We start from the raw sequence: 22,210 nt of genomic DNA on the forward strand, positions 1-22,210 counted from the left end.
GATGTGCCGTGCCGGTTATGTCGATATATGGTTTTTCTCAAATCTCATATCTCATATCTCCCGTCTAACTGTACATCACACTATATCTCAGAAAAAATGAATATTACACAGGAAAAAACCGGCAACTTAAATGCTGTTGTAAAAATCAAGATTGCACCTGCTGATTACACTGGAAAAGTAGAGAAAGCCATTAAAGATCAAGCTAAAAAAGCACAATTACCTGGTTTCCGTAAAGGAATGGTTCCTGCTGCCCACATTAAAAAAATGTATGGCAAAAGTATCCTGGTAGAAGAGGTTAACAACTTGTTAAACGATACCTTATCTAACTATATCGCTGAGCAAAAATTAGAAATTTTAGGTCAACCACTTCCTAAAATGGATGATGAGCGTGAATTTAAATGGGACAATACAGATGATTTCGAGTTTGATTATGAGTTAGGTTTAGCGCCTGCTTTTGATGTAAACCTTTCGTCTAAAGATAAATTTACAGAATACGTAATTAAAGCTGATCAGGAAACTTTAGAAAGCCGTATCAAAAATATCCGCCGTAGTTATGGTAAAATGACTAATCCGGAGGTTTCGGCTGATGATGATGTACTTTACGCCGAATTAACCCAGGTAGCTGAAGATGGTACCGCTGTTGAAGGTGGTATTACCAGTACTGCGAGTGTTCGTTTAGATCAAATTAAAGATAAAAAAATCCTTAAATCGCTTATCGGTTTAAAGAAAGATGACGAAGTTACCATCGACATTCAAAAAGCATTTGAAGATGCTGCTGTAATTGCAAAAGCTTTAAATATTTCGGAAGAAGAAGCTGCTGCTTTAAAAGCAAACTTCAAACTTCACGTTAAAAATGTTAACCGTTTAGAAGAGTCTGATTTAAACCAGGAGTTTTTTGATAAATTATTTGGTGAAGGTACGGTAACTGACGAAGCTGGTTTCAGGGCTAAAATTACCGAAGAAGTAGAAGGTCTGTTTAAACAAGATGCTGAACGTAAATTATCAAACGATATTTATGAAGCACTTTTAACTAAACACGCTTTTGAATTGCCTGATGAATTTTTACGTCGCTGGTTAAAAGCTACAAACGAAAAATTAACCGACGAAGAATTAGCTGAAGGTTATGATGATTTCGCTAAAAACCTTAAATGGACTTTAATCGAAAACAAAATCATTAAAGATAATAGCATTGAAATCAAATATGAGGATGTAGTTCAGGCGGCTAAAGCTAAATTAGATGCACAGTTCAGAATGTACAGCCCAAGCCCACTTCCTGAAGATCAACTGGCTCAATATGCTGTTCAGTTTTTACAGGAAAAAGAAAATGCAAATCGTGTTTTCGAAGAGGTAAAAGCATTAAAGACTTTCGAACAAATCAAATCTGTTGTTACTTTAGAGCAAAAAGATATTGATTACGATAAGTTTTTGGCGCTAGTGGAGAAAAAAGCATAGGGCATAGCGCTAAGAGCTTTTAATATCATAATATAAAATCTTATTTTGCTATATGGCAAAATTTAGATTTCAAGACTTGCTAATTTGGCAGAGAGCCATTATAGTGGGCAATAAATTAATTGATATTTCTGAAAAATTAGAAGAAATAAAAAAGTTTAGATTCGCAGAGCAGCTTCGAGGAGCTGCTCTTAGCGTATCCAATAATATCGCAGAAGGGTCTGGTTCCAATTCTGCTGCCGATTTCAAACGTTTTTTAAACTATGCACATCGGTCCGTTTTTGAAAATGCCAATATTCTTTTGGTGTTAAATTTAAGATTACTAGTTTCTGACAAGGATTTGGCAGATTTATTGGAAGATTTGGATATTTTAGCGAGGATGATTTCCAGCTTTTCTAAAAGTTTGAAGTAGCAGGGTGCTATATTGTCATAGATTTCGATATGGTATACTCTTTGTCTAAACCAACATAATTAAAATATTATTTATATTTTGGTTTTTTTATTATTCACGAAACGATGGGGAACAGGAGCTTAAAACTCTATGCCCTCTGCTAAAAACTCATAACTCATGAACATAGATTCACAAGAATTCAGGAAATTTGCCGTTAAACATCAGGGAATTGGTGGTTTACACGTAGATAAATTTATTGCTCAGGCTAATTTGGATCCTAAGAGCATGACGCCATATATTATTGAAGAACGCCAGCTTAACGTAGCGCAGATGGATGTTTTCTCAAGATTAATGATGGACCGCATTATCTTTTTAGGTGATGCCATTTACGATCAGAATGCCAATATTATCCAGGCGCAGTTGCTGTTTTTACAATCTGCAGATGCTGATAGAGACATTCAGATTTATATTAACTCACCAGGTGGTTCAGTTTACGCAGGTTTAGGTATTTATGATACCATGCAGTATATCCAGCCTGATGTAGCAACCATCTGTACCGGTATGGCTGCATCAATGGGAGCCGTTTTATTGGTGGCAGGTGCAAAAGGTAAACGTGCTGCATTGCCGCACTCAAGAGTAATGATCCACCAGCCATCAGGAGGTGCACAAGGTGTGGCATCTGATATGGAGATCAACTTGAGAGAAATGTTGAAATTAAAAAAAGAATTATACGATATTATTTCAGAACACTCTGGTCAAACTTATGATTGGGTAGAGAAAGCTTCAGATCGCGATTACTGGATGACTGCCGATGAGGCAAAAGGTTTTGGTATGGTTGATGAAGTATTATCGAGAAACGCAAAGAAAGATGGCGAAACAAAATAAAGAATCCCGTTGCTCGTTCTGCCATTCTGGCAAGCATGAAACTTTAATGCTGATTGAAGGCATGGATGCATTTATCTGTGATAAATGTGTTACGCAGGCCAATCAGTTGCTTGCACAGGAATTAGGAACCAAAGGGACAAAAAATATTCAGGAGGCGATTAACTTATTAAAGCCTCTTGAAATTAAACAACACCTTGATCAATATGTAATTGGTCAGGATGATGCTAAAAAGGTACTTTCTGTTGCCGTTTACAATCACTACAAACGTTTAAATCAAAAAATTGATAAAGACGAGATTGAGATCGAAAAATCGAATATCATGTTGGTGGGCGAAACCGGAACAGGTAAAACGCTTTTGGCTAAAACCATTGCTAAAATTTTGCATGTGCCTTTCTGTATCTGCGATGCAACTGTTTTAACAGAAGCTGGTTATGTAGGTGAAGATGTTGAAAGTATTTTGACGCGTTTGCTTCAGGCTGCTGATTATGATGTGACGGCTGCGGAACGCGGTATCGTTTACATTGATGAGGTAGATAAAGTGGCACGTAAAAGCGATAATCCATCCATTACCCGTGATGTATCAGGTGAAGGTGTTCAGCAGGCCTTATTGAAGATTTTAGAAGGTACGGTAGTTAACGTTCCACCTCAGGGCGGACGTAAACACCCAGATCAGAAAATGATCCCTGTAAATACGAATAACATTCTATTTATTTGTGGTGGGGCATTTGATGGTATCGAACGTAAAATTGCCAACCGTTTGCGCACGCAGGCTGTAGGATATAAGGTAAAGAAAGATGAGACCGTTTTGGATCTTAAAAATCTTTATAAGTATATTACACCTCAGGATTTAAAATCTTTTGGATTAATTCCAGAATTAATTGGTCGTATACCGGTTCTTTCTCACTTAAATCCATTGGATAAAGAATCTTTAAGAAACATTTTAACCGCACCTAAGAACTCATTGATCAAGCAGTATGTGAAGCTTTTTGCTTACGAAGACGTGAAGCTTGCTTTTGATGAGGATGTTTTAAATTTTATTGTAGATAAAGCAATGGAATATAAACTGGGCGCACGTGGTTTAAGATCGATCTGTGAAGCGATTATGTTGGATGCGATGTTTGATACGCCGACGCAGACGGATGTCAAGGAACTGCATATCAATCTCGATTACGCGATAGAGAAATTTGAAAAGGCCGATTTTAAAAAGCTTCAGGCCGCTTAAAAAATCAAATCCTTCCCGTAATTCGGGAGGGATTTTTTGTAATATAGTATTGTTAACGCTATGCGCCATGCGCCTGGCTCTAAACCAAAAAATATGAACGAAGAAAAAGACGTAAAAAAAAACGAGGAAATTGTAGAAAAATCTAAAAAAGTAAAAGAAGTAGAAAGTCCTGTTAAATCTGGATTAAAATCCAAAGATGAAATTGTTAAAAACTGGTTGCCACGTTATACTGGCAGGACCTTAGATCAATTTGGCGATTATATCCTGTTAACTAATTTCAGTAAATATGTAAGTATGTTTTCTGAATGGAACGACAATGCGCCGATTATGGGTTTAGATAAGCCTATGCAAAGTGTTACCGCAAATGGTATTACAATTATCAACTTTGGTATGGGAAGTCCCCTGGCTGCAACCATGATGGACCTATTAACGGCCATTAAACCTAAAGCAGTTTTGTTTTTGGGTAAATGTGGCGGTTTGAAAAAGAAAAACCAATTGGGCGATTTAATCTTGCCGATTGCGGCCATTAGGGGAGAAGGTACTTCAAATGATTACCTGCCGGCAGAAGTGCCTGCTTTGCCAGCCTTTGCGCTGCAGAAAGCGATTTCTACTACCATACGCGATCATGGTAGAGATTATTGGACAGGAACCTGTTACACTACAAACCGCAGGGTTTGGGAGCATGACAAAGAGTTTAAGAAATACTTGAAAACTTTAAGGGCGATGGCGGTAGATATGGAAACGGCAACGATTTTTACCACGGCCTTTGCGAATAAAATACCGGCTGGTGCCTTGCTTTTGGTTTCCGATCAACCTATGATTCCTGAGGGAGTTAAAACTGCAGAAAGTGATAGCACTGTGACAGAAAAATATGTAGAAACGCACCTACGTATTGGTATCGATTCATTAAAACAATTAATCAATAATGGATTAACGGTTAAACACTTGTTGTTTTAGCGTGTAATTAAGCTGACCACAAAGACTCAAAGCTCGCCAAGACATTTTCTTAGTGTGTTTAGTGTCTTGGTGGTAATTGGCCTATATTTAAGCTTTAAAACCTGGCAAGTAGCCATGCGTCACCAGGTCATCCTCATTATCGATGTTGTAATTACATTTGTTGTGCAACAGTACAATTCTATCAGAAATATCCAAAATGGACTTATAGTAATGATCGGTAATAATAAAGCCCTTATATGCTTTTGTTCTATTGATGTGTTTCTTTAACTCTTCAATCCAAATCGGAGATAATTGTGAAAATGGTTCATCAAGAAGTATATATTCGGCATCGCTATAAATCATTAGTAAACATTCCATAAACCTTCGTTCTCCGCCAGATAGATTATAAAATCTGGCATTTAAATTACTGGCAACAAATTCAATTTGCTTTAATTCTGCATGTCCGCGTTTGCAAAAAGTATTAATGGCCTGCAAAATAGAAATCTTGCCTGGGATAAAGTTATCCTGAGGCAGATAGGACAGGTTTTTAGATAGGTAACCTTTTTCGTATACTTTGTTGTTTATATTAAGGTGCTTGAAGTTCGCTTTGACGCTTCCAAAAATGATTTTTAATAAGGTTGATTTACCCGATCCATTCCTGCCCAATAAACCAACTACTTCGCCAATTTTACAGTTTAAGTAAACACTGCTTAATACTTCGCGGTCTGCAAAAGATTGGTTAACACTGTCGATAAAAAGTCCCTGCATGTTGATGATACAATTAAAATTCCGATAAAAACTATTAAATCATATAAAACCAGGTTTGTCATGATTTTTCTAAATCCTACGCCCTGATTTTTGAAATAATATGCGGTAGATTGATAAAACATAAAGTAGATGGCTATTGAAAATAACCAGCCAATAAATTTGATGAATAGGGCAAAGCTGTAAATCCCTGGCTCCTTAAAGCCATTTAAAATGAAAAATACCGATGTGAGTAAGCTAACCAGTACATTCCATAAAAAAATGGGCTTGTATACAGTTAAGGATTTTTTGAGTAAACCAATCGACATAATTTAAAGATATAAAATCATAACGATAAACTTAGTTGTCTGTAAATAAAAAAGATCGGTAGGGGGTAATCGTCATTTCGTCCGTAGCGGAGAAATCTAATAAACAAAAAAAGACCAGCCTTAGCTGATCTTTTAATATTGATATACATCTAATCTCTTATCCTAAATAAGATTTTAAGATTTTGCTTCTTGAAGTATGACGTAAGCGTTGTAATGCTTTATCTTTAATCTGACGAACACGCTCGCGTGTCAAGTTAAATTTCTCACCAATTTCCTCTAACGAAAGTGGGTGGTTAGAACCTAAGCCGAAGAATAAAACGATAATTTCTCTTTCTCTCTCAGTTAAAGTAGATAAAGAACGTTTAATCTCTTCAGATAAAGATTCGTTGATCAATGAACTATCCGTATTTGGCTCATGGTTTTCCAATACATCCAATAATGTATTTTCTTCACCTTGTACAAAAGGAGCATCCATAGATACATGACGACCAGAGTTACTTAAAGTATCTGAGATTTTATCTACAGTTGTCTCTAAAATATCTGCTAATTCTTCCGGAGAAGGCTCACGTTCGTATTCCTGCTCAAGCTTAGAAAACGCTTTGCTGATTTTACTTAACGAACCTACCTGGTTTAGAGGCAAACGAACAATACGGCTTTGCTCAGCAATTGCCTGCAAAATAGATTGACGGATCCACCAAACTGCATAAGAAATGAACTTGAAACCTTTAGTTTCATCAAAACGTTTTGCCGCTTTAATTAAACCTAAGTTACCCTCGTTAATCAAGTCTCCTAAAGTTAAACCTTGATTTTGATATTGTTTTGCAACAGACACAACGAAACGTAAGTTGGTTTTAGTTAAGCGCTCTAATGCGGCCTGATCGCCCTCACGGATTTTCCTTGCTAAAATTACTTCCTCTTCTGCTGTTATTAAATCTACTTTACCAATTTCGTGTAGGTATTTATCTAACGACTGACTTTCACGGTTGGTTATGGATTGCGTTATCTTGAGTTGTCTCATTTATACGTTTTGTGTGCTCTTTAATTATTGAAGTGTGCAAAGTTACGAAATTGTACGGCAATCCGAAAGGATAAAATGCTGAAAATGTTACCGTTTGCACATGTTTTTTACACTTTTACTTACAACAAAAATCATTCCAATAAAGTTTTTGACATATTTTAACCAATACAAAGGATTATAGTTGTATTTCAATTATTATTTATTGTAAATCAATAAATATATTTTGATTTGTAATAATTAATTTTTTATGTTTGTCTGGTAAATAATTAAATAAATATGACGTTTCTTAAATTTCTATTTCTCAGGTTAAAAAATGTGCCTGTCAATTATTGGGTGATTTTAGCCCTAAGATTTTTTGTCAGATTACTAGGCGTAATAACTGTGTTTTACTTTTTGGTCTGCCTGGATTCTGAAAGAGCGAATGGGACAAAGTATCTTTATAACTTAATTTCTACAGTTTTTTATGCACTGTTTTTTGTGTTTTTAGAATGGTATTTAAAAGCTTCATTAAAAAATGATCAAAAGAATGAGGTACTTAAATGGCTTAATATTTTAAAATGGGTTCCACTTTGTGTTACAGTAATTTTAGTATGTTTAACGGCGAAACTCAACTCCTTTATCTGGCCAAAAGAAACTGTTGAATATATAATTTATTCTTACACCCGTGTGTGGCCAATGGTTTTTATCCCAAATTTAAGTTTTATCATTATCACCCTGCTAATTTTTTATGCTTCAGCGATACTCGTTAGGAATAAGCAGCTAAAAGAAGAAAACGATTTAACGATATAACTATGAATAAACTTCTAAAAATTTTTAGGTATGCCGGATTTAGCCTGATTTTTATAGCACTGGTATCTATCGTCAGTCATTTAATTAGTGCTGTGGGTAATTACAACGCCGGACAAATTTCGATTAACCTAACTGAAAATAATGTTGCACAGCAAGTAAAAACCATTGGGGCTGCCAAGTTTACCAATAGTCATTTTGGCACTTATGCATTTAAACCGACTTTAAAGCAGGCCATTATTTTATCAGACAAGGAACTTGATGGCATTGGAGCCTATGCTGCTTTTTACCTTATTATTGGAAGTGTGATTCTGTTTTTAGCTTATACCAGACCAAAATGGCTTGAAGATCTTACTGAAAATAGATTATGGCAATTGGTGGGGGCAGGGGGGATTTTATTTTTTGCTTTAAAATTTCTGTGTTTTTTCCTGATGAAGGGTTATGTTGAGGATTTGATTGGTAAAGCATTTACATATCAGCCTATGGATGCCGGAAATATCAATTTAGGTGTAATCTCGATCATTGCCATATTCAGTATTATTTATGAGTTGCTCTCGTACTCGAGGAACCTTAAACAAGAAAACGATTTAACGATATAATTATGAAAACGCAGAATCAAATTAGGTTAATTAAAATGGGTTATTTGGCAACACTTTTAATCGTAATATTGTTTTCGCTTAAAGATGCATCCAAGAGCTTTGAAGAAGGATATAAAGACGGTGGGAAAGGCGGTCTGTTGGGTATGGTAGAGGGTTTATTTATATTGATCATTATGTTCTTTAGCTCAAGGGTGTTGGTTTATCTCTATCGATTTATTAATTCGGTAGAGATGGGCAATGTTTTTAGTACCGAAAATACAGGGCGACTTACGCGTATGGGATGGTATTGCACTATGATTCCGTTTCTGCTGTTTATTTACAACGCTATGGTTTATGCAAATCAATCAAATAATCTACAGGATATAGTATTCAGGATAATTGAAAATGTTGATTTTCAGATCTGGCTGTTGATTTTTGGTTTAACCCTTTTAACAATAGCATTTGTATTTAGAAAAGGTATTGAGTTGAAACAAGAAAACGATTTAACGATATAAGCCATGCCTATAATTATAAATTTAGATGTAATGTTGGCGAGGCGTAAAATGTCGTTAACCGAATTGAGTGAGCGGGTAGGGATTACGATGTCTAATTTATCGATATTAAAAACCGGTAAGGCGAAAGCAATCCGTTTAGAGACTTTAGAATCTATCTGTGCAGTTTTAGATTGCCAGCCCGGAGATATCCTTGAATTTAGAGGGGAGTAAACCTCGCAGGTTTTTAAAACCTGCGAGGTTTGATCAGACCAAGGACCACAAACCGTTCTTATTAAACCTGATAGAGCGGAAAGCCCACAGCGCAGCGAGGACTTGAAGAGATAGCAGGACTGTCGCTTGCCAATTAACAAAGGAACTTACATTTCCAAAAAAAATGACCACCTAAGGCATCTTAGTACATTTAAGCTAATTGCCATTAGATTTAGATCTATCGGGTTTTCTGACAATGATAGTTTAAAGAACACCCCGTCCTGCGGACACCCCTCTAAAAGAGGGGAATAAAAAAACCTTCCAGTTTTCACTGAAAGGTTTATACGATATGATTAATGCTTTAAGCTTATTACGCTTGTTCAGCCAATACTTTAGTTACTAAATCAGCAGCTTCTTTTAAAGCGATTGCTGAGTAAACCTGTAAGCCAGACTCATCGATTAATTTTTTAGCTTCTTCAGCATTTGTACCTTGTAAACGGCAGATAATTGGTACAGGGATATTACCAATTTCTTTATAAGCATCAATTACACCCTGAGCAACACGGTCGCAACGAACGATACCACCGAAAATGTTGATCAAAATTGCTTTAACGTTTGGATCTTTCAAAATAATATTGAAAGCCGCTTTAACTGTTTGCGCATTTGCAGTTCCACCCACGTCTAAAAAGTTAGCAGGCTCACCACCAGCCAATTTAATAATATCCATGGTTGCCATTGCTAAACCAGCACCGTTAACCATACAACCTACGTTACCATCAAGGTTAACGAAGTTTAGGTTCGAGGCACTTGCTTCAACTTCCATTGGATCTTCTTCTGTTACATCGCGCATTGCTGCGTAATCAGGGTGACGGAATAATGCGTTTTCATCTAAATTAACTTTAGCATCAACAGCAATTACTTTGTCATCAGAAGTTTTTAATACCGGGTTAATTTCGAACATTGAAGAATCTGTAGCTTCGTAAGCTTTGTATAAAGCAGTTACAAATTTAACCATTTCTTTATGTGCAGCTCCGCTAACACCTAAGTTGAAAGCTATTTTACGGGCCTGGAAACCTTGTAAGCCAACTTTAGGATCAATTTCTTCTTTGAAAATTAAGTGTGGCGTATGTTCGGCAACTTCTTCGATATCCATACCACCTTCGGTACTGTACATGATGATATTGCGACCTTTTGCACGATCTAACAAAACAGAAATATAGAACTCTTTGGTTTCAGAAGCACCTGGATAATAAACATCCTGAGCCACTAAAATTTTACTCACTAATTTACCTTCTGGGCCGGTTTGAGGAGTAACTAGTTGCATACCAATAATATCGGTTGCACGTTGTTTAACTTCTTCAAGGTTTTTGGCTAATTTAACACCACCACCTTTACCGCGACCACCAGCATGGATTTGCGCTTTAATTACAACCCAGTCAGAATTGTAATCTATTTTAAGTTGCTTAGCAGCCTCAACAGCTTGCTCAGGAGTATCGGCAACTATTCCTTCTTGAACGTTAACACCGAAACTTTTTAATATTTGTTTACCCTGGTATTCGTGAATATTCATTTGCTACAAAATTTGCCCAAAGCTACAATTTCAAACCCTTTAAACAAATAGAAATTGCCGATTTTTTCAGAAAATGAACGTTTTATGTTAATCGGGAAATTAGTGCCGGTAATGTGCGGTAGTTTATGGTATCCAGCTGATTTCGCAGAGATTTTTCATTTGAAAGTGAGGGGCCGGTTCTTCGTGGCGGCTGGTGGCCCTGCTTTTCGCTATAAGTCCTCACTACGCTCCGGGCTTACCGCTGCAATCAGGCTTAAAAACAAAGTTGGTTCCTGCAAATGCAAAAAAAAATATTTCCTCTGCGCTAATCATCTTAAATCTGTGGTAACAAAAACGGTTAATAGTGTTCTTTAACTTCCCGCAAACGGTGTCCCAAAAATACCAACCGCTAGTTCTGCCCAGATGAGAAATAGCGCCAGTAAAATGACAACAAGAACTATTGTTCTTAAAGTGCCGGCTTTTAAATTTCTAATCACCAGTTCGATGGCCAAACCCGTGCTGAGCAATAAAACTCCTGCGGTTACAAAATCAGATAGCGTCCAATCCACTTCATTTGTAAATTGCATAGCCACCAATGGAATGGCCAATAAAAATGCCGTTATGCTTAAAATGATGATCATTCTTAGTTTGCCTAAGCTAAGTTTTTCTTGATTTTTCATGGTTTTTATAATTATAATATACGATTTAAATAGTTGAAAATTAAACCTTTGCTTCCCGGTGCTAAATTGCACCGGGAAAACCAAATCCAACAAAAGTTTAGCAAAGGCGAGAGGTTAATTATAAAAGATTTTGATTTAATTCTTTAAATGAAAGTGGCTGTTGCTCTTCTTTTTCATAAAGGATAGATTTACCCGCAACCTTACCTAATTTATATTTCATCCTGTTGAAATAGCGATAAAAGTTAAGCTTACCTGCTTTAAATAATGTTTTATGTGCCTGCCAAACCACTAAACTTGTACAAAGGAAGAAGCACGAATAGGCATGGTAAGCAATCCATTTCATGAAAGCATTCTTTTGATTAAAAATGATATACAAACGTTCTCTTTGAAAAGTAATGTGAGCAGCCTCATCGATTAGTATATCGGTACAGATTTGTTTGAGCAATGTGCAATTTGTGGCATCTTTTAGTGCCTGGTAAAATATTTGTGCGGCGCTTTCTACGGTAATTACTGCGATTGTCCAAAGCTCCATGTTGGTGTTGAAATATCTTATTTTTCGGAATAACGTATCGCCCCAATTTTTCTTAATTCTCTTTTCTTCGATTAAATCGAGGTATTTACCTAAGTTGTTGCCATGTTTTTGCTCTTCTTTAATGAAAAGTTTAACAGCCTCCAGGTATTCTTCATCATTTATAGCTTTTGCATATTTTTTTGAAGCGTTAATCAAGTGCTTTCCTTCCGACGTTTCCCCAAGCTGCCGAGCCTGCAGGGACTTTAGTATGTTTTGTTTTTCTAAATCAGAAATTTCCGGTTCAAGCGTCCAGTCAATCCTGTTAATTTTGCTGTTATTTGAGAAGTAATTGGTCCAGTATGCTGAGGTTTGTGTTTTCATGATATTGCTGATTAATTTATTCTTCAGTCGATGTGCAGATTGAAAATTTTATGAACAGTATGGTTCAAAACGAACCACGCCAGTGCAATTAATGCTGATGCCATGGCTATTATTTTATATCGTCTATTCATTTAGTTTTTATTTATTCAAGCCAAAATATTCTGCCGTATTCCAATCCTGTAAATTCCATGATAACCAGCTTGATTTTTCATAATGCTCTTTAAAATAACCAATCCGTTGATCTAATTTTCTCATCAATGCTTCTTCCGGCTGGTCTACTTTAGCAATTTCCGAGTCATTATTCTTAGAAGGATGGATCTTTGACCGGTTTTTATCAAGAATAGGGAGTGTTTTTTCTGACAGAGAGGTTAAATAATACGGATCGATCGAAACGGCATCAACATGATTCAGGTTATATTTCACGATTAAAACATCCCAGTTAATGAGCGTAAAAGTCAGCAATAATGCAAACCAGATATTTCCGTTCACCTTGAAAAGGTAGAATATGGTTTTCTGTCTGGCTACTTTAAAATAAACAGTTGCCAAACCAATGATACAAAGAGTGGCAAATACCAAAACACCGATTCTTTTATGCGTTAAGCCGTGAAATTCGATATAATAGCCATCGCGGATGAATACTGAGATGATGAGGATAAAATTCTGAACCATCCAGGTATAGGCCAATAACCTTAAGGTTTTACTTTTATGATAAAAGTTTAAGTTTCCCCTAAAATAATAGAGGATTACAGCCATGGCCATTACAATACTGAAAATCAATGAATTCGTGCCCTGGTGCAGTTCTCCCGAAAAATTGCCTGAAGGTTCGTAGCCAAACCAAAGTGTGGTAATATCAATGGTATTTAACATGAGCAATAAAAGGTTAAGTGCAGTGAACGAAATGATTCCCACGATGTACTCCGTTTTTAGTGCCATTTTTCGGGTCAGCAAGTTGCCGGTAAATGTTTCTACCACATTGTACCATATCGTTTTCTGACCTAAGCTTCTTCTCATCCGTACCAATTGCTCTTTACATTTCAACTCAGCTTTTTCGAGGCTTTTATCAAAAAATGCGAGCAGTAAACCTGCTGTTAAAGCCAATCCAAAGCAAAAATGTATGATGCGTTCAAAACTCAAGTCTTTAAAAAAGAAGTGGAATACGTTATCTAAAAAGTTGCTAATGCTCGTTAAGATGGTCTCAGCATAATGTGCGAAAACATCACTTGCAGCTGCATACAGACATGAAAATATGATTACAATGATGATGGGTATGAAAATATATTTAATCAAAGTAAAAACGGGCTTAAGGCTCACATTGCCAATACTGATTTGGCTTAGTTGTTTTATTGCATTAAACGGCACTGTTACCATCTGTAAAATGCCCGCTAAAAAAGCAGTAAAAACTGTCCTGATCTGTTGATTATGGGCAAAACCAATAAACATTAATAAGCTGATGTAATAAGTTGCCACAGATAAATCGGAATTGTTAATGACTACCAGTATTGCTGCCAGCAAGTGTGCCAGCCCGTAAATTTTCAGTTTGGTGCTTTTGGCTACATCCGGATTAATAAAGGTAGTTACCAAGAGGTATATGCTATAAATAAGCAGATTGAGCGCAAGTCTTTCTTCCCAAAAGAGAAAAGTAAACAGCAGGCCGCCCAGTAGGACAGATAATAACATGAGGTTAGACTTATTTTTCATTTTTTAAAAGTTTTGATGGTTAGTTTAGGGCTAAAAAGCAATAAAATATGCTTAGGGGAATGTTTAGGAGCATGAAGAGCATTATAGTCGCAATTTTTCGCCAATGGTTTTGTTGCCTGAAGCACTCGAGGAGGAGGACGAGGAAAAATACCCCATTTATTACGGTAGCAAAATAAATGTAGAACAGTCCGATGAACATAAGTCCGTTAACTTTTAGTGCAAAGTATGCCAAAAGTATGATGGTGCCAATCAAGGCAGAACACACGGCCATCCATTTGCCAGTTTCAATGAGTTCAGGTCTTTTTATTTCTTCTTTTTTCATTTTTTAAAAGTGCTTTGTATTTCAAAGTAAATAGTTAAAAAAAATAGTTTATAGCTTTCTAATCATTTTTTCAAGTGCATCCAAATGTGCTTTAAAGGCTTGTTTGCCCAAAGCGGTAATAGAGTAGGTGGTGCTGGTTTTGCGGCCGATAAAACCTTTATGTACTTTAATAAATTCAGCCTGTTCCAAAGTATTCAGGTGCGAGGCCAGGTTGCCATCAGTCAACTCAAGCATTTGTTTCAGGTCGTTAAAACCAATTTCATCGTTTACCACCAGGATAGACATTACGCCCAACCTAATCCGGCTATCGAATATTTTATTTAAATCTGCTATAGGGTTTTTCATTCTTACTGACCTCTCTCATATTTAAAATACATTAAAAGACCATAAACAATGTGCAATACACCAAAGCCAAAAGCCCAAAAAATTAAGCCATAACCCACGTAAAACATGCATATCAATCCAAGTATTACCTCGCAAAGCCCCAGGTAGCGAATGTCGCTGTAAGTATATTTACTGGCGTTAATCAGCGCTAAGCCATAAAAGATTAAACAGCTCGGCGCAATAATGGTATAAGTATTCGGATGGTTAATTAATAAAGCAATGATGAATAAACCTCCTGCAAACAGCGGAATAAATAAGTTAATTAAAAGTGATTTAGAGGTTTTATCCCAGATGGGAAGATTGTTTTTCTGACTTTTTCTATAAGTAAACAGAATGCCGCCGGCTAAAGCAATTACTAAAACAAAGATACCAAGTTTTATCAGGTTAAACTCCAGGTCCATTTCACCATCTACGCCATAACCGTAACCCCGTTTATTAATGAATTTGTTAATTTCATCATTTGCAAAATAAGCTCCAATTAAAGCGATAGCGCCTGCAAAAACACCAGATAATCCACTTAAAGAAATAAATCTTGATGACCTGTCCATCATTTGTCTGATATCTTTCAGGGTATTTAATTGTTCTTCCGGAGTGTTCATTTTAAAAGTGCTTTGTTTTTCAAAGTTAAATAGAAAATTGATATCTGCAAATCTTTTTTGTTTTTTTTTGGTTAATGGTAGGTTAGTAGTTGGTTAATGGTCACATAGTTCATGGCTGATAGTCTGAATATTCAAGAGATATATTTAATGGTAATTGTTCAATAATCAATGTGAAATATGCAATAAACTATTGTCAGTTAAAGCGTAAGCTAATCAACTATTAGGCGCTTATTCATGAATCAATAAAGATTAAACTATTGGAAAAGTACCATGAACTAATAAACTATCAACTATGAACCAATAAACCTTTGGCCAATGAACTATTGAACTAACAAACCATTTTACTAAATTTGAACCATGCTAAAAGCCACTGGAATAAGAAAATCGTACGGAAATCTGCAAATTTTAAAAGGCGTAAATTTTGAAGTACAAAAAGGGGAGATTGTAAGTATTATTGGGCCATCTGGTGCAGGTAAAAGCACTTTATTGCACATTTTAGGAACATTGGATAAACCAGATGAAGGATTCGTAGAATTAAAAGGTACGGTTATAAACAAATTGAGTGGCGATTTATTGAGCACTTTCCGAAATCAAAACATCGGATTTGTATTTCAGTTCCATCATTTGTTGCCAGAATTTAGTGCCATTGAAAATATCTGCATTCCGGCATTTATTGCCAAAATCAATAAAAAACAGGCTGAAAACAGGGCGCTTGAGCTGTTAGATCTGTTCGGGCTTAAAGATAGGGCGCAGCATAAGCCCAATCAACTGTCTGGCGGTGAACAACAACGCGTGGCCATTGCCAGGGCGCTGATCAATAATCCTTCAATTATATTGGCTGATGAACCTTCAGGGAATTTAGACTCTGAAAATGCAGCAGGATTACACCAGCTGTTTGTGACGTTGCGCGATAACTTTCAGCAAACTTTTGTAATTGTTACGCACAACGAACATCTTGCAAAAACCAGCGACCGTGTAGTGAGCATGAAAGACGGTTTAATTGTCTAAGGTCATGATCATTCTCTAATTCACTCATTCGATCACTTAATCATTCATTAATTACTAATTTATTCATTCAATTATTATACCTTGAAAATACTGATAACAGGAGGGAACAATGCCAAAGCTTTAAAGCTGATGAAAGCGTTCCCCAGCCATTTTGTGCTATTGGCCGATTATGGTGATGTGCCGGCGATAGTTACTGAAAACTATGCCTTTTCATCTCTGGGGCTGCTCAATAAAGATAGCATTGCCCATATTCTATTAAATTTTTGCATCACAGAAGCCATAGATTGTATTATTCCTCTGCACGACTATGAAGTTCTGCCCCTGGCTAAATCTGCAGTTCTTTTTGGGGAGTATGGAATCCAGGTACTTTTGCCCCATGCTGATGTAATTGCTGACTATTTAACTACAGAAAAGATTACCCGTCAAAATTTTGCGGTGTTTATTCATGGTGACCGGATTTTTTCAACCGAAGAGAGCCTTGTTTCTGTAAATGGTTCTTCAAACCTGAATGGGGTTTTTGGCTTTAACAGTGCCGATGATTTAAAACTTTTTACAATTTAACATGGATGCAAACCAATACGTCAAAGATAAGCAGATCGTAATTTTTGAGTTAGATGATGTGCTATTTCCGGAGAAAGATTATTTACTACAGGTTTATTATCTGTTTGCCCAGTTTATAGAGTACACCGAGCAAAAAAGCGCACAGCCCATTCTCGGGTTTATGCGTATCGAATATGAAAATAATGGCACAGAAAAGCTTTTTGAAAAAACAGCAAACCAGTTCGGCATTGATCCAAAATATAAGTATAATTTCGACCTGCTGCATCAAAATGCCCGCTTGCCTTTAAAGCTTTTGCTTTATAAAAATATGCTCAAATTTATGCAGGAACTTGTAATAGACCGTAAACAAATTGTTATTGTAACGGCTGGCAACCCTGAACAACAACTTAATAAAATTAAGCAAACAGAATGGAATGGTCTGGAGCAATATCTAACCGTATACTTTGTTGATGAACTTGGTCAATCTAAAGCAGAAATTTTTCAGAACATATTAAACAACAACAATTTATCCGTCAACGAAGCGTTAGTTGTTGGTGCAAATAATTTTGATGAGCAACAATCTAAATTAATTAATTTGCCGTATATTGTGTCACTAGAAATTTACAAGTAAATATGCTTAGAAAATTTATTTCGCAAAATGCATTTTTATATGCTTTGCTTATTGTGGTTGGATTTACTGTGTCGTGTAAAAAATCGGCGAACGATACTGTTGCCAATACTGTTCCGCAAGGTGCTTCAGGAACCAGGGAAGAATTGACAAAAGATTCGATTTACCTATATGCACAGCAAACTTACTTTTGGAATGTGGGGATGCCAAGCTACACTTCTTTTAATCCGAGGCAATACACTTCAAATAATGCTGTTTTAAATGCCATTAAAGCTTTGCCTAGTACAGGCGGAAAAGATAAATATTCTTTTATTGATGATGGGAGCGTTGCTAGTCAACTTGGTGGGGTAGGTGGTGATTATGGTTTCTCTGCCAATTTTGATGCTACAGATTTATTAAGAGTGAAGTATGTTTATCCAGGTTCTCCGGCTGATTTGCAGGGATTAAAACGTGGCTATCAGATTACCAAGGTTAATGGTGGTGGAACTTCCAGATCGAGCAGTATCGATATTGCCAACTTGAACACTTCAATATTTGGAGATAATCCTTCTATTTCATTAACAGTTGTAAAACCGGGTGGGGGCACGCAGGACATTGTAATTAACCGTGCCACTTACACTATAAATCCTGTTTTATATACCAATACTTATACAATAGGCGCGAAAAAGGTAGGCTATATTGTATTTAACAGTTTTACCACTAACGCCATTCCTGCTTTAGACGCTGCTTTTGCGAAATTTACAACAGATGGTGTAACCGAACTTGTTGTAGATTTAAGGTATAATGGTGGTGGCTCGGTATCTACGTCCGAAACATTTACAAACCTGATTGCACCACCGTCACAAAATGGGAAGGTAATGTACACCACCTACTGGACCAAGACCATGCAGGATGGGGACGCAACCATTTTACAGAACCAGAAGTTTTATGCCAAAGGGAACGATGGTGTAACCAGGCTTTATTCTTATGCCGATGTATCTTACAAACCAACTTTAGCTGCAGGAAATCAAGAAAGTTTCGCGAAAAGAGGTAGTTTAAACGGTTTGACCAGGGTTTACTTTTTAGTTTCAAGTGGTACGGCATCAGCCAGCGAGTTATTGATCAATAATTTAAAACCTGTTATTGATGTTAAATTAATTGGTAAAACCACCTATGGCAAGCCTGTTGGCTTTTTCTCTATCAGGATTGATAAAAATGACCTGTATATTCCGCAGTTCCAGACTAAGAATCAATTAGATCAAGGCGATTATTTTTCGGGTATGACGGTTAATAAAGATGTTGCAGATGATTTAAGCAGGGATTTTGGAGATCCTGAAGAAAGAATGTTGGCACAGGCCTTATATTATTCTGCAAACAATAACTTTACGGCACTTGCAAAAGATAATATCTTAAGCAGCACTTCGGGCGCTACAAGGGCCAAGATAGATGCCGCAAACGAAAAGCTTAATCATGAGTTTAAAGGAATGGTTGAAACCAGGGCGTTGAAATTTAAATAGTTAATACATATTATAAATAAAAGGGCCAGTTTTGTATCTCAAATCTGGCCCTTTTTTATAGTTACTGCAATATTTGAGTAAATAAGTATTGCTTTTTTTCTAAAAAATTGATAAGCTTGTTTAACATTAATCGTTAAAGAGACCCATGCCAATAGAAATTGTAGAAAAGGAACATATCAGTTATTTAAATATTATCAATGCTAAGGAAGATCACTCCCATGAACTTCAAACCAAACTTGATGAAGCGCAAAGGTTAGGTAATGAATTTAAATCAAAAGCCGTCATTACTTTTAATACAACCATCGGCCCGAAACGTGTTGACACAACAGTTTGGGCAGTAACAGAGAAATATATACAGCTAAAAAACAATATTCATATTCCGTTAAAAAGTTTAATTGACATTGATTTTTAAGCTTGCTTTAAGGAAATAAATCATCCCGAATTTATTTAACCTTATTACATTATGAGCACGCTACATAAAATTGCCTTAACCTTTATTAAATCTATTGGCCCGGTAACGGCCAAAAACCTTCTTGCCTATTGTGGAAGTGCCGAGCAAATATTTTCGGCAAATAAAAAGCAGCTCTTGCAGATTCCAGGCATTGGAGAAAAAACAATTGAAGCCATTCGTGGTACCGATGCCTTGATCAGGGCCAGGCAGGAATTGGATTTTATTGAAAAACATGGGATAGAAGTATTATTTTTTTCAGACGAGAGATATCCTAAAAGGTTAAAGAATTGTATCGATTCGCCCATCCTGCTTTATGCCAAAGGTACAGTTGATTTTAATCAGCAGCGTATCGTTAGTGTAGTTGGAACCCGTAATGCAACAGGTTATGGAAAAAATCTCTGTAAGGAATTGTGCGAAGTTTTAGCGCCATATCATGTTTTAATTGTTAGTGGCCTGGCTTACGGTATTGACGTAACCACACATAAAGAATGCCTGGCAAATCATATTCCTACTGTTGGGGTACTCGGTCATGGTTTAGACCGGATGTATCCAAAAATTCATAAAACAGTTGCCCAGAAAATGGTTTTGAATGGAGGCCTGCTCACCGAGTTTCCAATCCTGACAAATCCTGACCGTCCTAATTTCCCACAAAGAAACCGGATTATTGCCGGCATTGCAGATGTTACCGTTGTAGTTGAAGCATCAATAAAAGGCGGAGCCTTGATTACCGCAGAAATCGCAAACTCTTATAATAAGGATGTGTATGCTTTTCCGGGTAGAACAAATGACGTTTTCTCAGAAGGGTGTAATTTCCTGATTAAGACTAATAGAGCCGGATTAATCACGAATGCTAATGACCTGATTTATTACCTGGGCTGGGATGATGAGGTAAAGGTAAAGCATAATGTTCAACAAACCACCTTACAGCTAAGCCTTACGCCTAACGAGGAGCGGGTTATTAGCGCCTTACAAAATGGTCAGCTTTCTATAGATGAACTTTGCACGCAATTGAATATTCAGCAAAGTAAACTGGCCATTGTAATCCTTACCTTAGAGATGCAGGGCGTTATTGTTTCGTTACCAGGGAAAATTTACAAGTTGGTGTAATGAAGACTAGATATTAGATTTCTCCATTCCGTTTCACTCCAGTCGAAACGAACCTACTTTCGCAATTGCGTTTTGCCCAATAATCAATCTATAATGCCTATCATAATTATAGATTATGCAATTAAATTCTTTTTAATTTTAATTTTCGAAATTATGTTTCAAATAAAATATAGTTTGTAAAATACTTAATGCCATTGCTTAATTTTGTAATATGTGGTACAATAATATTTTAGAAACTATTGGCAATACGCCATTAGTTAAATTAAATACGATAACAAAAGGAGTTCCGGGAACAATTCTGGCGAAAATAGAGACGACTAATCCAGGTAATTCAATTAAAGACCGGATGGCGGTTAAAATGATTGAGGATGCCGAGAAAAGCGGAAAACTAAAGCCAGGTGGTACAATTATAGAAGGAACATCAGGTAATACAGGTATGGGTCTGGCTATGGCAGCCATTATTAAGGGTTACAAATGTATTTTTACTACAACTGATAAACAATCTAAAGAAAAGGTTGATGCTTTACGTGCTTTTGGTGCCGAGGTAATCGTTTGTCCCACAAACGTTGAACCGGAAGATCCCCGTTCCTATTATTCGGTTTCTTCGCGTTTAGAACGTGAGGTTCCAAATTCATGGAAACCTAATCAATACGACAATTTAGCCAACTCACAGGCACATTATGAGCAAACCGGTCCTGAGATATGGGAACAAACAGAAGGGAAAATTACACACCTGGTAGTTGGTGTAGGTACAGGCGGAACCATTTCCGGAACGGGAAAATATCTGAAAGAAAAAAATCCGGATATTAAAATCTGGGGAATTGATACCTATGGCTCAGTCTTCAAAAAATATAAAGAAACAGGTATATTTGATAAGGATGAAATTTATCCTTACATCACAGAAGGTATCGGCGAAGATTTCCTTCCGGCAAACGTAAATTTTGATGTAATCGACTTGTTTGAGAAGGTTACGGATAAAGATGCTGCTTTAATGACACGCGATATTGCGCGCAAAGAGGGTATTTTCGTGGGTAACTCTGCCGGTGCTGCTATTGGTGGATTAATTCAGTTAAAAGATAAACTGAAGCCGGAAGATGTGGTTGTAGTCATTTTTCATGATCACGGCAGTCGTTACATGGGCAAAATGTATAATGAAGACTGGTTACGTGAACGCGGATTTTTACAGGACGAAAAATTAACTGCCAAATCTATTCTGGCTAAAAAAGAAAACACAGAGATTGTAACACTTGATGCCCAGAAATCAGTACTCGAAGCTATCAATACCATTAAGTCGATGAATATTTCTCAAATTCCGGTAACCCAGCAAGGAATGATTGTAGGTAAAATTGCCGAAAGTGATATTTTATCTGCATTACTTGAAAATCCTGGACTAAAATCAGCTCCGATTTCAGAAATCATGACGGCTACTTTCCCATTTGTAGATTTAAATACCTCAATTGATAAAATTTCTTCGTTGATTAATAAAGAAAACTCAGCAGTTTTAGTGGAAGATGAATCTGGAAAGATCGAAATTATCACTCAGTACGATATTATTAATGCGATATCAGGATAAGTGGATGTAAGATGTGAAATGTGAAATGGATGATGGTGTAATTCCTACGATCGTCCTCCTGAACTTGTTTCAGGATCTTTCAAGGAGTTATCCCTTTCGAGTGGAGTGCAACGGAACCGAGAAATCTGTCAAGTTAGATCTCTCCATTTCGCTGCGCTTCAGTCGAGATGACGAAAAACCATAAAAAAACGTCCGGTAATTATTACACGGACGTTTTTCATTATGCTATTTTCGCTTTAAG

At 36.6% G+C, this 22,210-nt stretch carries 25 protein-coding genes; 16 read left to right on the forward strand and 9 right to left on the reverse strand.

The features are described from left to right. Positions 1–96: 96 nt before the first annotated feature. From tig to ACUN24_RS12775, 5 genes are all read left to right on the forward strand, one after another. Positions 97–1,452, forward strand: coding sequence for a trigger factor (tig, locus tag ACUN24_RS12755; RefSeq protein ID WP_445562821.1), 1,356 nt, complete (start codon positions 97–99; stop codon positions 1,450–1,452). Between the two features lie 52 nt (positions 1,453–1,504). Continuing rightward, entirely contained in the window at positions 1,505–1,861 is a 357-nt protein-coding gene (locus tag ACUN24_RS12760) for a four helix bundle protein (RefSeq protein WP_205058986.1), read from the forward strand. A gap of 156 nt (positions 1,862–2,017) precedes the next feature. Next, positions 2,018–2,725 carry an ATP-dependent Clp endopeptidase proteolytic subunit ClpP gene (gene clpP / locus ACUN24_RS12765; RefSeq protein ID WP_025142954.1) on the forward strand — a complete coding sequence of 236 codons (708 nt, stop codon included), beginning with the start codon at positions 2,018–2,020 and terminating at the stop codon, positions 2,723–2,725. Further along, a complete protein-coding gene (gene clpX / locus ACUN24_RS12770; RefSeq protein WP_445562822.1) occupies positions 2,709–3,947 on the forward strand; it encodes an ATP-dependent Clp protease ATP-binding subunit ClpX in 1,239 nt (412 codons plus the stop codon). Before clpP ends, clpX begins: the two co-directional genes overlap by 17 nt. 93 nt (positions 3,948–4,040) lie before the next feature. Beyond that, positions 4,041–4,904 (forward strand): AMP nucleosidase, encoded by an 864-nt coding sequence (locus tag ACUN24_RS12775; protein WP_193424865.1) that lies wholly within the window; start codon positions 4,041–4,043, stop codon positions 4,902–4,904. Between the two features lie 87 nt (positions 4,905–4,991). On the opposite strand, the gene ACUN24_RS12780 is transcribed toward ACUN24_RS12775, so the two are convergent. Together ACUN24_RS12780 and ACUN24_RS12785 are read right to left on the reverse strand one after the other, a co-directional pair. After that, positions 4,992–5,651, reverse strand: coding sequence for an ATP-binding cassette domain-containing protein (locus tag ACUN24_RS12780; RefSeq protein ID WP_445562823.1), 660 nt, complete (start codon positions 5,649–5,651; stop codon positions 4,992–4,994). 462 nt (positions 5,652–6,113) lie between these two features. After that, on the reverse strand, positions 6,114–6,974 hold the full coding sequence (locus ACUN24_RS12785) for a sigma-70 family RNA polymerase sigma factor (protein WP_010601359.1): 861 nt from the start codon (positions 6,972–6,974) through the stop codon (positions 6,114–6,116). A 333-nt stretch (positions 6,975–7,307) separates the two neighbouring features. Here ACUN24_RS12785 and ACUN24_RS12790 point away from each other — a divergent pair, with 333 nt between their 5' ends. The 4 genes from ACUN24_RS12790 to ACUN24_RS12805 are packed head-to-tail and all read left to right on the forward strand — an operon-like array spanning position 7,308 to position 9,063. Then, positions 7,308–7,763 (forward strand): hypothetical protein, encoded by a 456-nt coding sequence (locus tag ACUN24_RS12790; protein ID WP_445562824.1) that lies wholly within the window; start codon positions 7,308–7,310, stop codon positions 7,761–7,763. A gap of 2 nt (positions 7,764–7,765) precedes the next feature. After that, positions 7,766–8,359: a hypothetical protein gene (locus ACUN24_RS12795; RefSeq protein WP_445562825.1), complete on the forward strand. Its 594-nt coding sequence runs from the start codon at positions 7,766–7,768 to the stop codon at positions 8,357–8,359. Positions 8,360–8,361: 2 nt separating this feature from the next. After that, positions 8,362–8,853 carry a DUF2975 domain-containing protein gene (locus ACUN24_RS12800; protein ID WP_445562826.1) on the forward strand — a complete coding sequence of 164 codons (492 nt, stop codon included), beginning with the start codon at positions 8,362–8,364 and terminating at the stop codon, positions 8,851–8,853. A gap of 3 nt (positions 8,854–8,856) precedes the next feature. Further along, positions 8,857–9,063 (forward strand): helix-turn-helix domain-containing protein, encoded by a 207-nt coding sequence (locus tag ACUN24_RS12805; RefSeq protein ID WP_121282765.1) that lies wholly within the window; start codon positions 8,857–8,859, stop codon positions 9,061–9,063. A 349-nt stretch (positions 9,064–9,412) separates the two neighbouring features. Here the strand turns inward: ACUN24_RS12805 and sucC are convergent, their stop codons facing one another. The 7 genes from sucC to ACUN24_RS12840 all read right to left on the reverse strand — a co-directional run bounded on the left by sucC (position 9,413) and on the right by ACUN24_RS12840 (position 15,166). Then, positions 9,413–10,612, reverse strand: coding sequence for an ADP-forming succinate--CoA ligase subunit beta (sucC, locus tag ACUN24_RS12810; RefSeq protein ID WP_121282766.1), 1,200 nt, complete (start codon positions 10,610–10,612; stop codon positions 9,413–9,415). Between the two features lie 350 nt (positions 10,613–10,962). Next, complete coding sequence (locus tag ACUN24_RS12815) at positions 10,963–11,271, reverse strand: hypothetical protein (RefSeq protein WP_445562827.1); 309 nt, start codon at positions 11,269–11,271, stop codon at positions 10,963–10,965. Between the two features lie 118 nt (positions 11,272–11,389). Then, the gene (locus ACUN24_RS12820) at positions 11,390–12,163 is read right to left on the reverse strand and encodes a ferritin-like domain-containing protein (RefSeq protein ID WP_445562828.1); all 774 of its coding nucleotides are present in this window, start codon (positions 12,161–12,163) and stop codon (positions 11,390–11,392) included. Positions 12,164–12,301: 138 nt separating this feature from the next. Beyond that, positions 12,302–13,861, reverse strand: coding sequence for a DUF4153 domain-containing protein (locus tag ACUN24_RS12825; protein WP_445562829.1), 1,560 nt, complete (start codon positions 13,859–13,861; stop codon positions 12,302–12,304). 19 nt (positions 13,862–13,880) lie between these two features. Then, a complete protein-coding gene (locus tag ACUN24_RS12830; RefSeq protein ID WP_445562830.1) occupies positions 13,881–14,183 on the reverse strand; it encodes a hypothetical protein in 303 nt (100 codons plus the stop codon). A gap of 48 nt (positions 14,184–14,231) precedes the next feature. Next, positions 14,232–14,528, reverse strand: coding sequence for a winged helix-turn-helix domain-containing protein (locus ACUN24_RS12835; RefSeq protein ID WP_183763636.1), 297 nt, complete (start codon positions 14,526–14,528; stop codon positions 14,232–14,234). A 2-nt stretch (positions 14,529–14,530) separates the two neighbouring features. Continuing rightward, positions 14,531–15,166 carry a hypothetical protein gene (locus ACUN24_RS12840; RefSeq protein ID WP_445562831.1) on the reverse strand — a complete coding sequence of 212 codons (636 nt, stop codon included), beginning with the start codon at positions 15,164–15,166 and terminating at the stop codon, positions 14,531–14,533. 357 nt (positions 15,167–15,523) lie between these two features. On the opposite strand from ACUN24_RS12840, the gene ACUN24_RS12845 reads away from it, so the two are divergent. The 7 genes from ACUN24_RS12845 to ACUN24_RS12875 all read left to right on the forward strand — a co-directional run bounded on the left by ACUN24_RS12845 (position 15,524) and on the right by ACUN24_RS12875 (position 21,969). Further along, entirely contained in the window at positions 15,524–16,174 is a 651-nt protein-coding gene (locus tag ACUN24_RS12845) for an ABC transporter ATP-binding protein (protein ID WP_445562832.1), read from the forward strand. A gap of 81 nt (positions 16,175–16,255) precedes the next feature. Beyond that, positions 16,256–16,735, forward strand: coding sequence for a hypothetical protein (locus tag ACUN24_RS12850; RefSeq protein ID WP_445562833.1), 480 nt, complete (start codon positions 16,256–16,258; stop codon positions 16,733–16,735). Position 16,736: 1 nt separating this feature from the next. Further along, positions 16,737–17,345, forward strand: a complete 609-nt coding sequence (locus ACUN24_RS12855; protein WP_445562834.1) for an HAD family hydrolase — start codon at positions 16,737–16,739, stop codon at positions 17,343–17,345. Positions 17,346–17,347: 2 nt separating this feature from the next. Continuing rightward, complete coding sequence (locus ACUN24_RS12860; RefSeq protein WP_445562835.1) at positions 17,348–18,838, forward strand: S41 family peptidase; 1,491 nt, start codon at positions 17,348–17,350, stop codon at positions 18,836–18,838. A gap of 145 nt (positions 18,839–18,983) precedes the next feature. After that, positions 18,984–19,250 carry a hypothetical protein gene (locus ACUN24_RS12865; RefSeq protein ID WP_132401083.1) on the forward strand — a complete coding sequence of 89 codons (267 nt, stop codon included), beginning with the start codon at positions 18,984–18,986 and terminating at the stop codon, positions 19,248–19,250. A 51-nt stretch (positions 19,251–19,301) separates the two neighbouring features. Continuing rightward, entirely contained in the window at positions 19,302–20,396 is a 1,095-nt protein-coding gene (gene dprA / locus ACUN24_RS12870) for a DNA-processing protein DprA (protein ID WP_445562836.1), read from the forward strand. Positions 20,397–20,607: 211 nt separating this feature from the next. After that, on the forward strand, positions 20,608–21,969 hold the full coding sequence (locus ACUN24_RS12875; protein WP_445562837.1) for a pyridoxal-phosphate dependent enzyme: 1,362 nt from the start codon (positions 20,608–20,610) through the stop codon (positions 21,967–21,969). Positions 21,970–22,210 lie beyond the last annotated feature (241 nt).

The sequence above is a fragment of the Pedobacter sp. WC2501 genome (assembly GCF_052682415.1).

What these genes read in the sequence shown, in the direction of transcription:
- clpX (WP_445562822.1), top strand. Translation starts at nt 2,709, where the DNA reads ATGGCGAAACAAAATAAAGAATCCCGTTGCTCGTTCTGCCATTCTGGC.
- ACUN24_RS12820 (WP_445562828.1), bottom strand. Translation starts at nt 12,163, where the DNA reads ATGAAAACACAAACCTCAGCATACTGGACCAATTACTTCTCAAATAAC.
- ACUN24_RS12865 (WP_132401083.1), top strand. Translation starts at nt 18,984, where the DNA reads ATGCCAATAGAAATTGTAGAAAAGGAACATATCAGTTATTTAAATATT.
- ACUN24_RS12785 (WP_010601359.1), bottom strand. Translation starts at nt 6,974, where the DNA reads ATGAGACAACTCAAGATAACGCAATCCATAACCAACCGTGAAAGTCAG.
- ACUN24_RS12775 (WP_193424865.1), top strand. Translation starts at nt 4,041, where the DNA reads ATGAACGAAGAAAAAGACGTAAAAAAAAACGAGGAAATTGTAGAAAAA.
- ACUN24_RS12835 (WP_183763636.1), bottom strand. Translation starts at nt 14,528, where the DNA reads ATGAAAAACCCTATAGCAGATTTAAATAAAATATTCGATAGCCGGATT.
- dprA (WP_445562836.1), top strand. Translation starts at nt 19,302, where the DNA reads ATGAGCACGCTACATAAAATTGCCTTAACCTTTATTAAATCTATTGGC.
- ACUN24_RS12800 (WP_445562826.1), top strand. Translation starts at nt 8,362, where the DNA reads ATGAAAACGCAGAATCAAATTAGGTTAATTAAAATGGGTTATTTGGCA.
- ACUN24_RS12860 (WP_445562835.1), top strand. Translation starts at nt 17,348, where the DNA reads ATGCTTAGAAAATTTATTTCGCAAAATGCATTTTTATATGCTTTGCTT.
- ACUN24_RS12780 (WP_445562823.1), bottom strand. Translation starts at nt 5,651, where the DNA reads ATGCAGGGACTTTTTATCGACAGTGTTAACCAATCTTTTGCAGACCGC.
- ACUN24_RS12760 (WP_205058986.1), top strand. Translation starts at nt 1,505, where the DNA reads ATGGCAAAATTTAGATTTCAAGACTTGCTAATTTGGCAGAGAGCCATT.
- ACUN24_RS12840 (WP_445562831.1), bottom strand. Translation starts at nt 15,166, where the DNA reads ATGAACACTCCGGAAGAACAATTAAATACCCTGAAAGATATCAGACAA.
- ACUN24_RS12875 (WP_445562837.1), top strand. Translation starts at nt 20,608, where the DNA reads ATGTGGTACAATAATATTTTAGAAACTATTGGCAATACGCCATTAGTT.
- sucC (WP_121282766.1), bottom strand. Translation starts at nt 10,612, where the DNA reads ATGAATATTCACGAATACCAGGGTAAACAAATATTAAAAAGTTTCGGT.
- ACUN24_RS12855 (WP_445562834.1), top strand. Translation starts at nt 16,737, where the DNA reads ATGGATGCAAACCAATACGTCAAAGATAAGCAGATCGTAATTTTTGAG.
- tig (WP_445562821.1), top strand. Translation starts at nt 97, where the DNA reads ATGAATATTACACAGGAAAAAACCGGCAACTTAAATGCTGTTGTAAAA.
- ACUN24_RS12805 (WP_121282765.1), top strand. Translation starts at nt 8,857, where the DNA reads ATGCCTATAATTATAAATTTAGATGTAATGTTGGCGAGGCGTAAAATG.
- ACUN24_RS12825 (WP_445562829.1), bottom strand. Translation starts at nt 13,861, where the DNA reads ATGAAAAATAAGTCTAACCTCATGTTATTATCTGTCCTACTGGGCGGC.
- clpP (WP_025142954.1), top strand. Translation starts at nt 2,018, where the DNA reads ATGAACATAGATTCACAAGAATTCAGGAAATTTGCCGTTAAACATCAG.
- ACUN24_RS12830 (WP_445562830.1), bottom strand. Translation starts at nt 14,183, where the DNA reads ATGAAAAAAGAAGAAATAAAAAGACCTGAACTCATTGAAACTGGCAAA.
- ACUN24_RS12795 (WP_445562825.1), top strand. Translation starts at nt 7,766, where the DNA reads ATGAATAAACTTCTAAAAATTTTTAGGTATGCCGGATTTAGCCTGATT.
- ACUN24_RS12845 (WP_445562832.1), top strand. Translation starts at nt 15,524, where the DNA reads ATGCTAAAAGCCACTGGAATAAGAAAATCGTACGGAAATCTGCAAATT.
- ACUN24_RS12815 (WP_445562827.1), bottom strand. Translation starts at nt 11,271, where the DNA reads ATGAAAAATCAAGAAAAACTTAGCTTAGGCAAACTAAGAATGATCATC.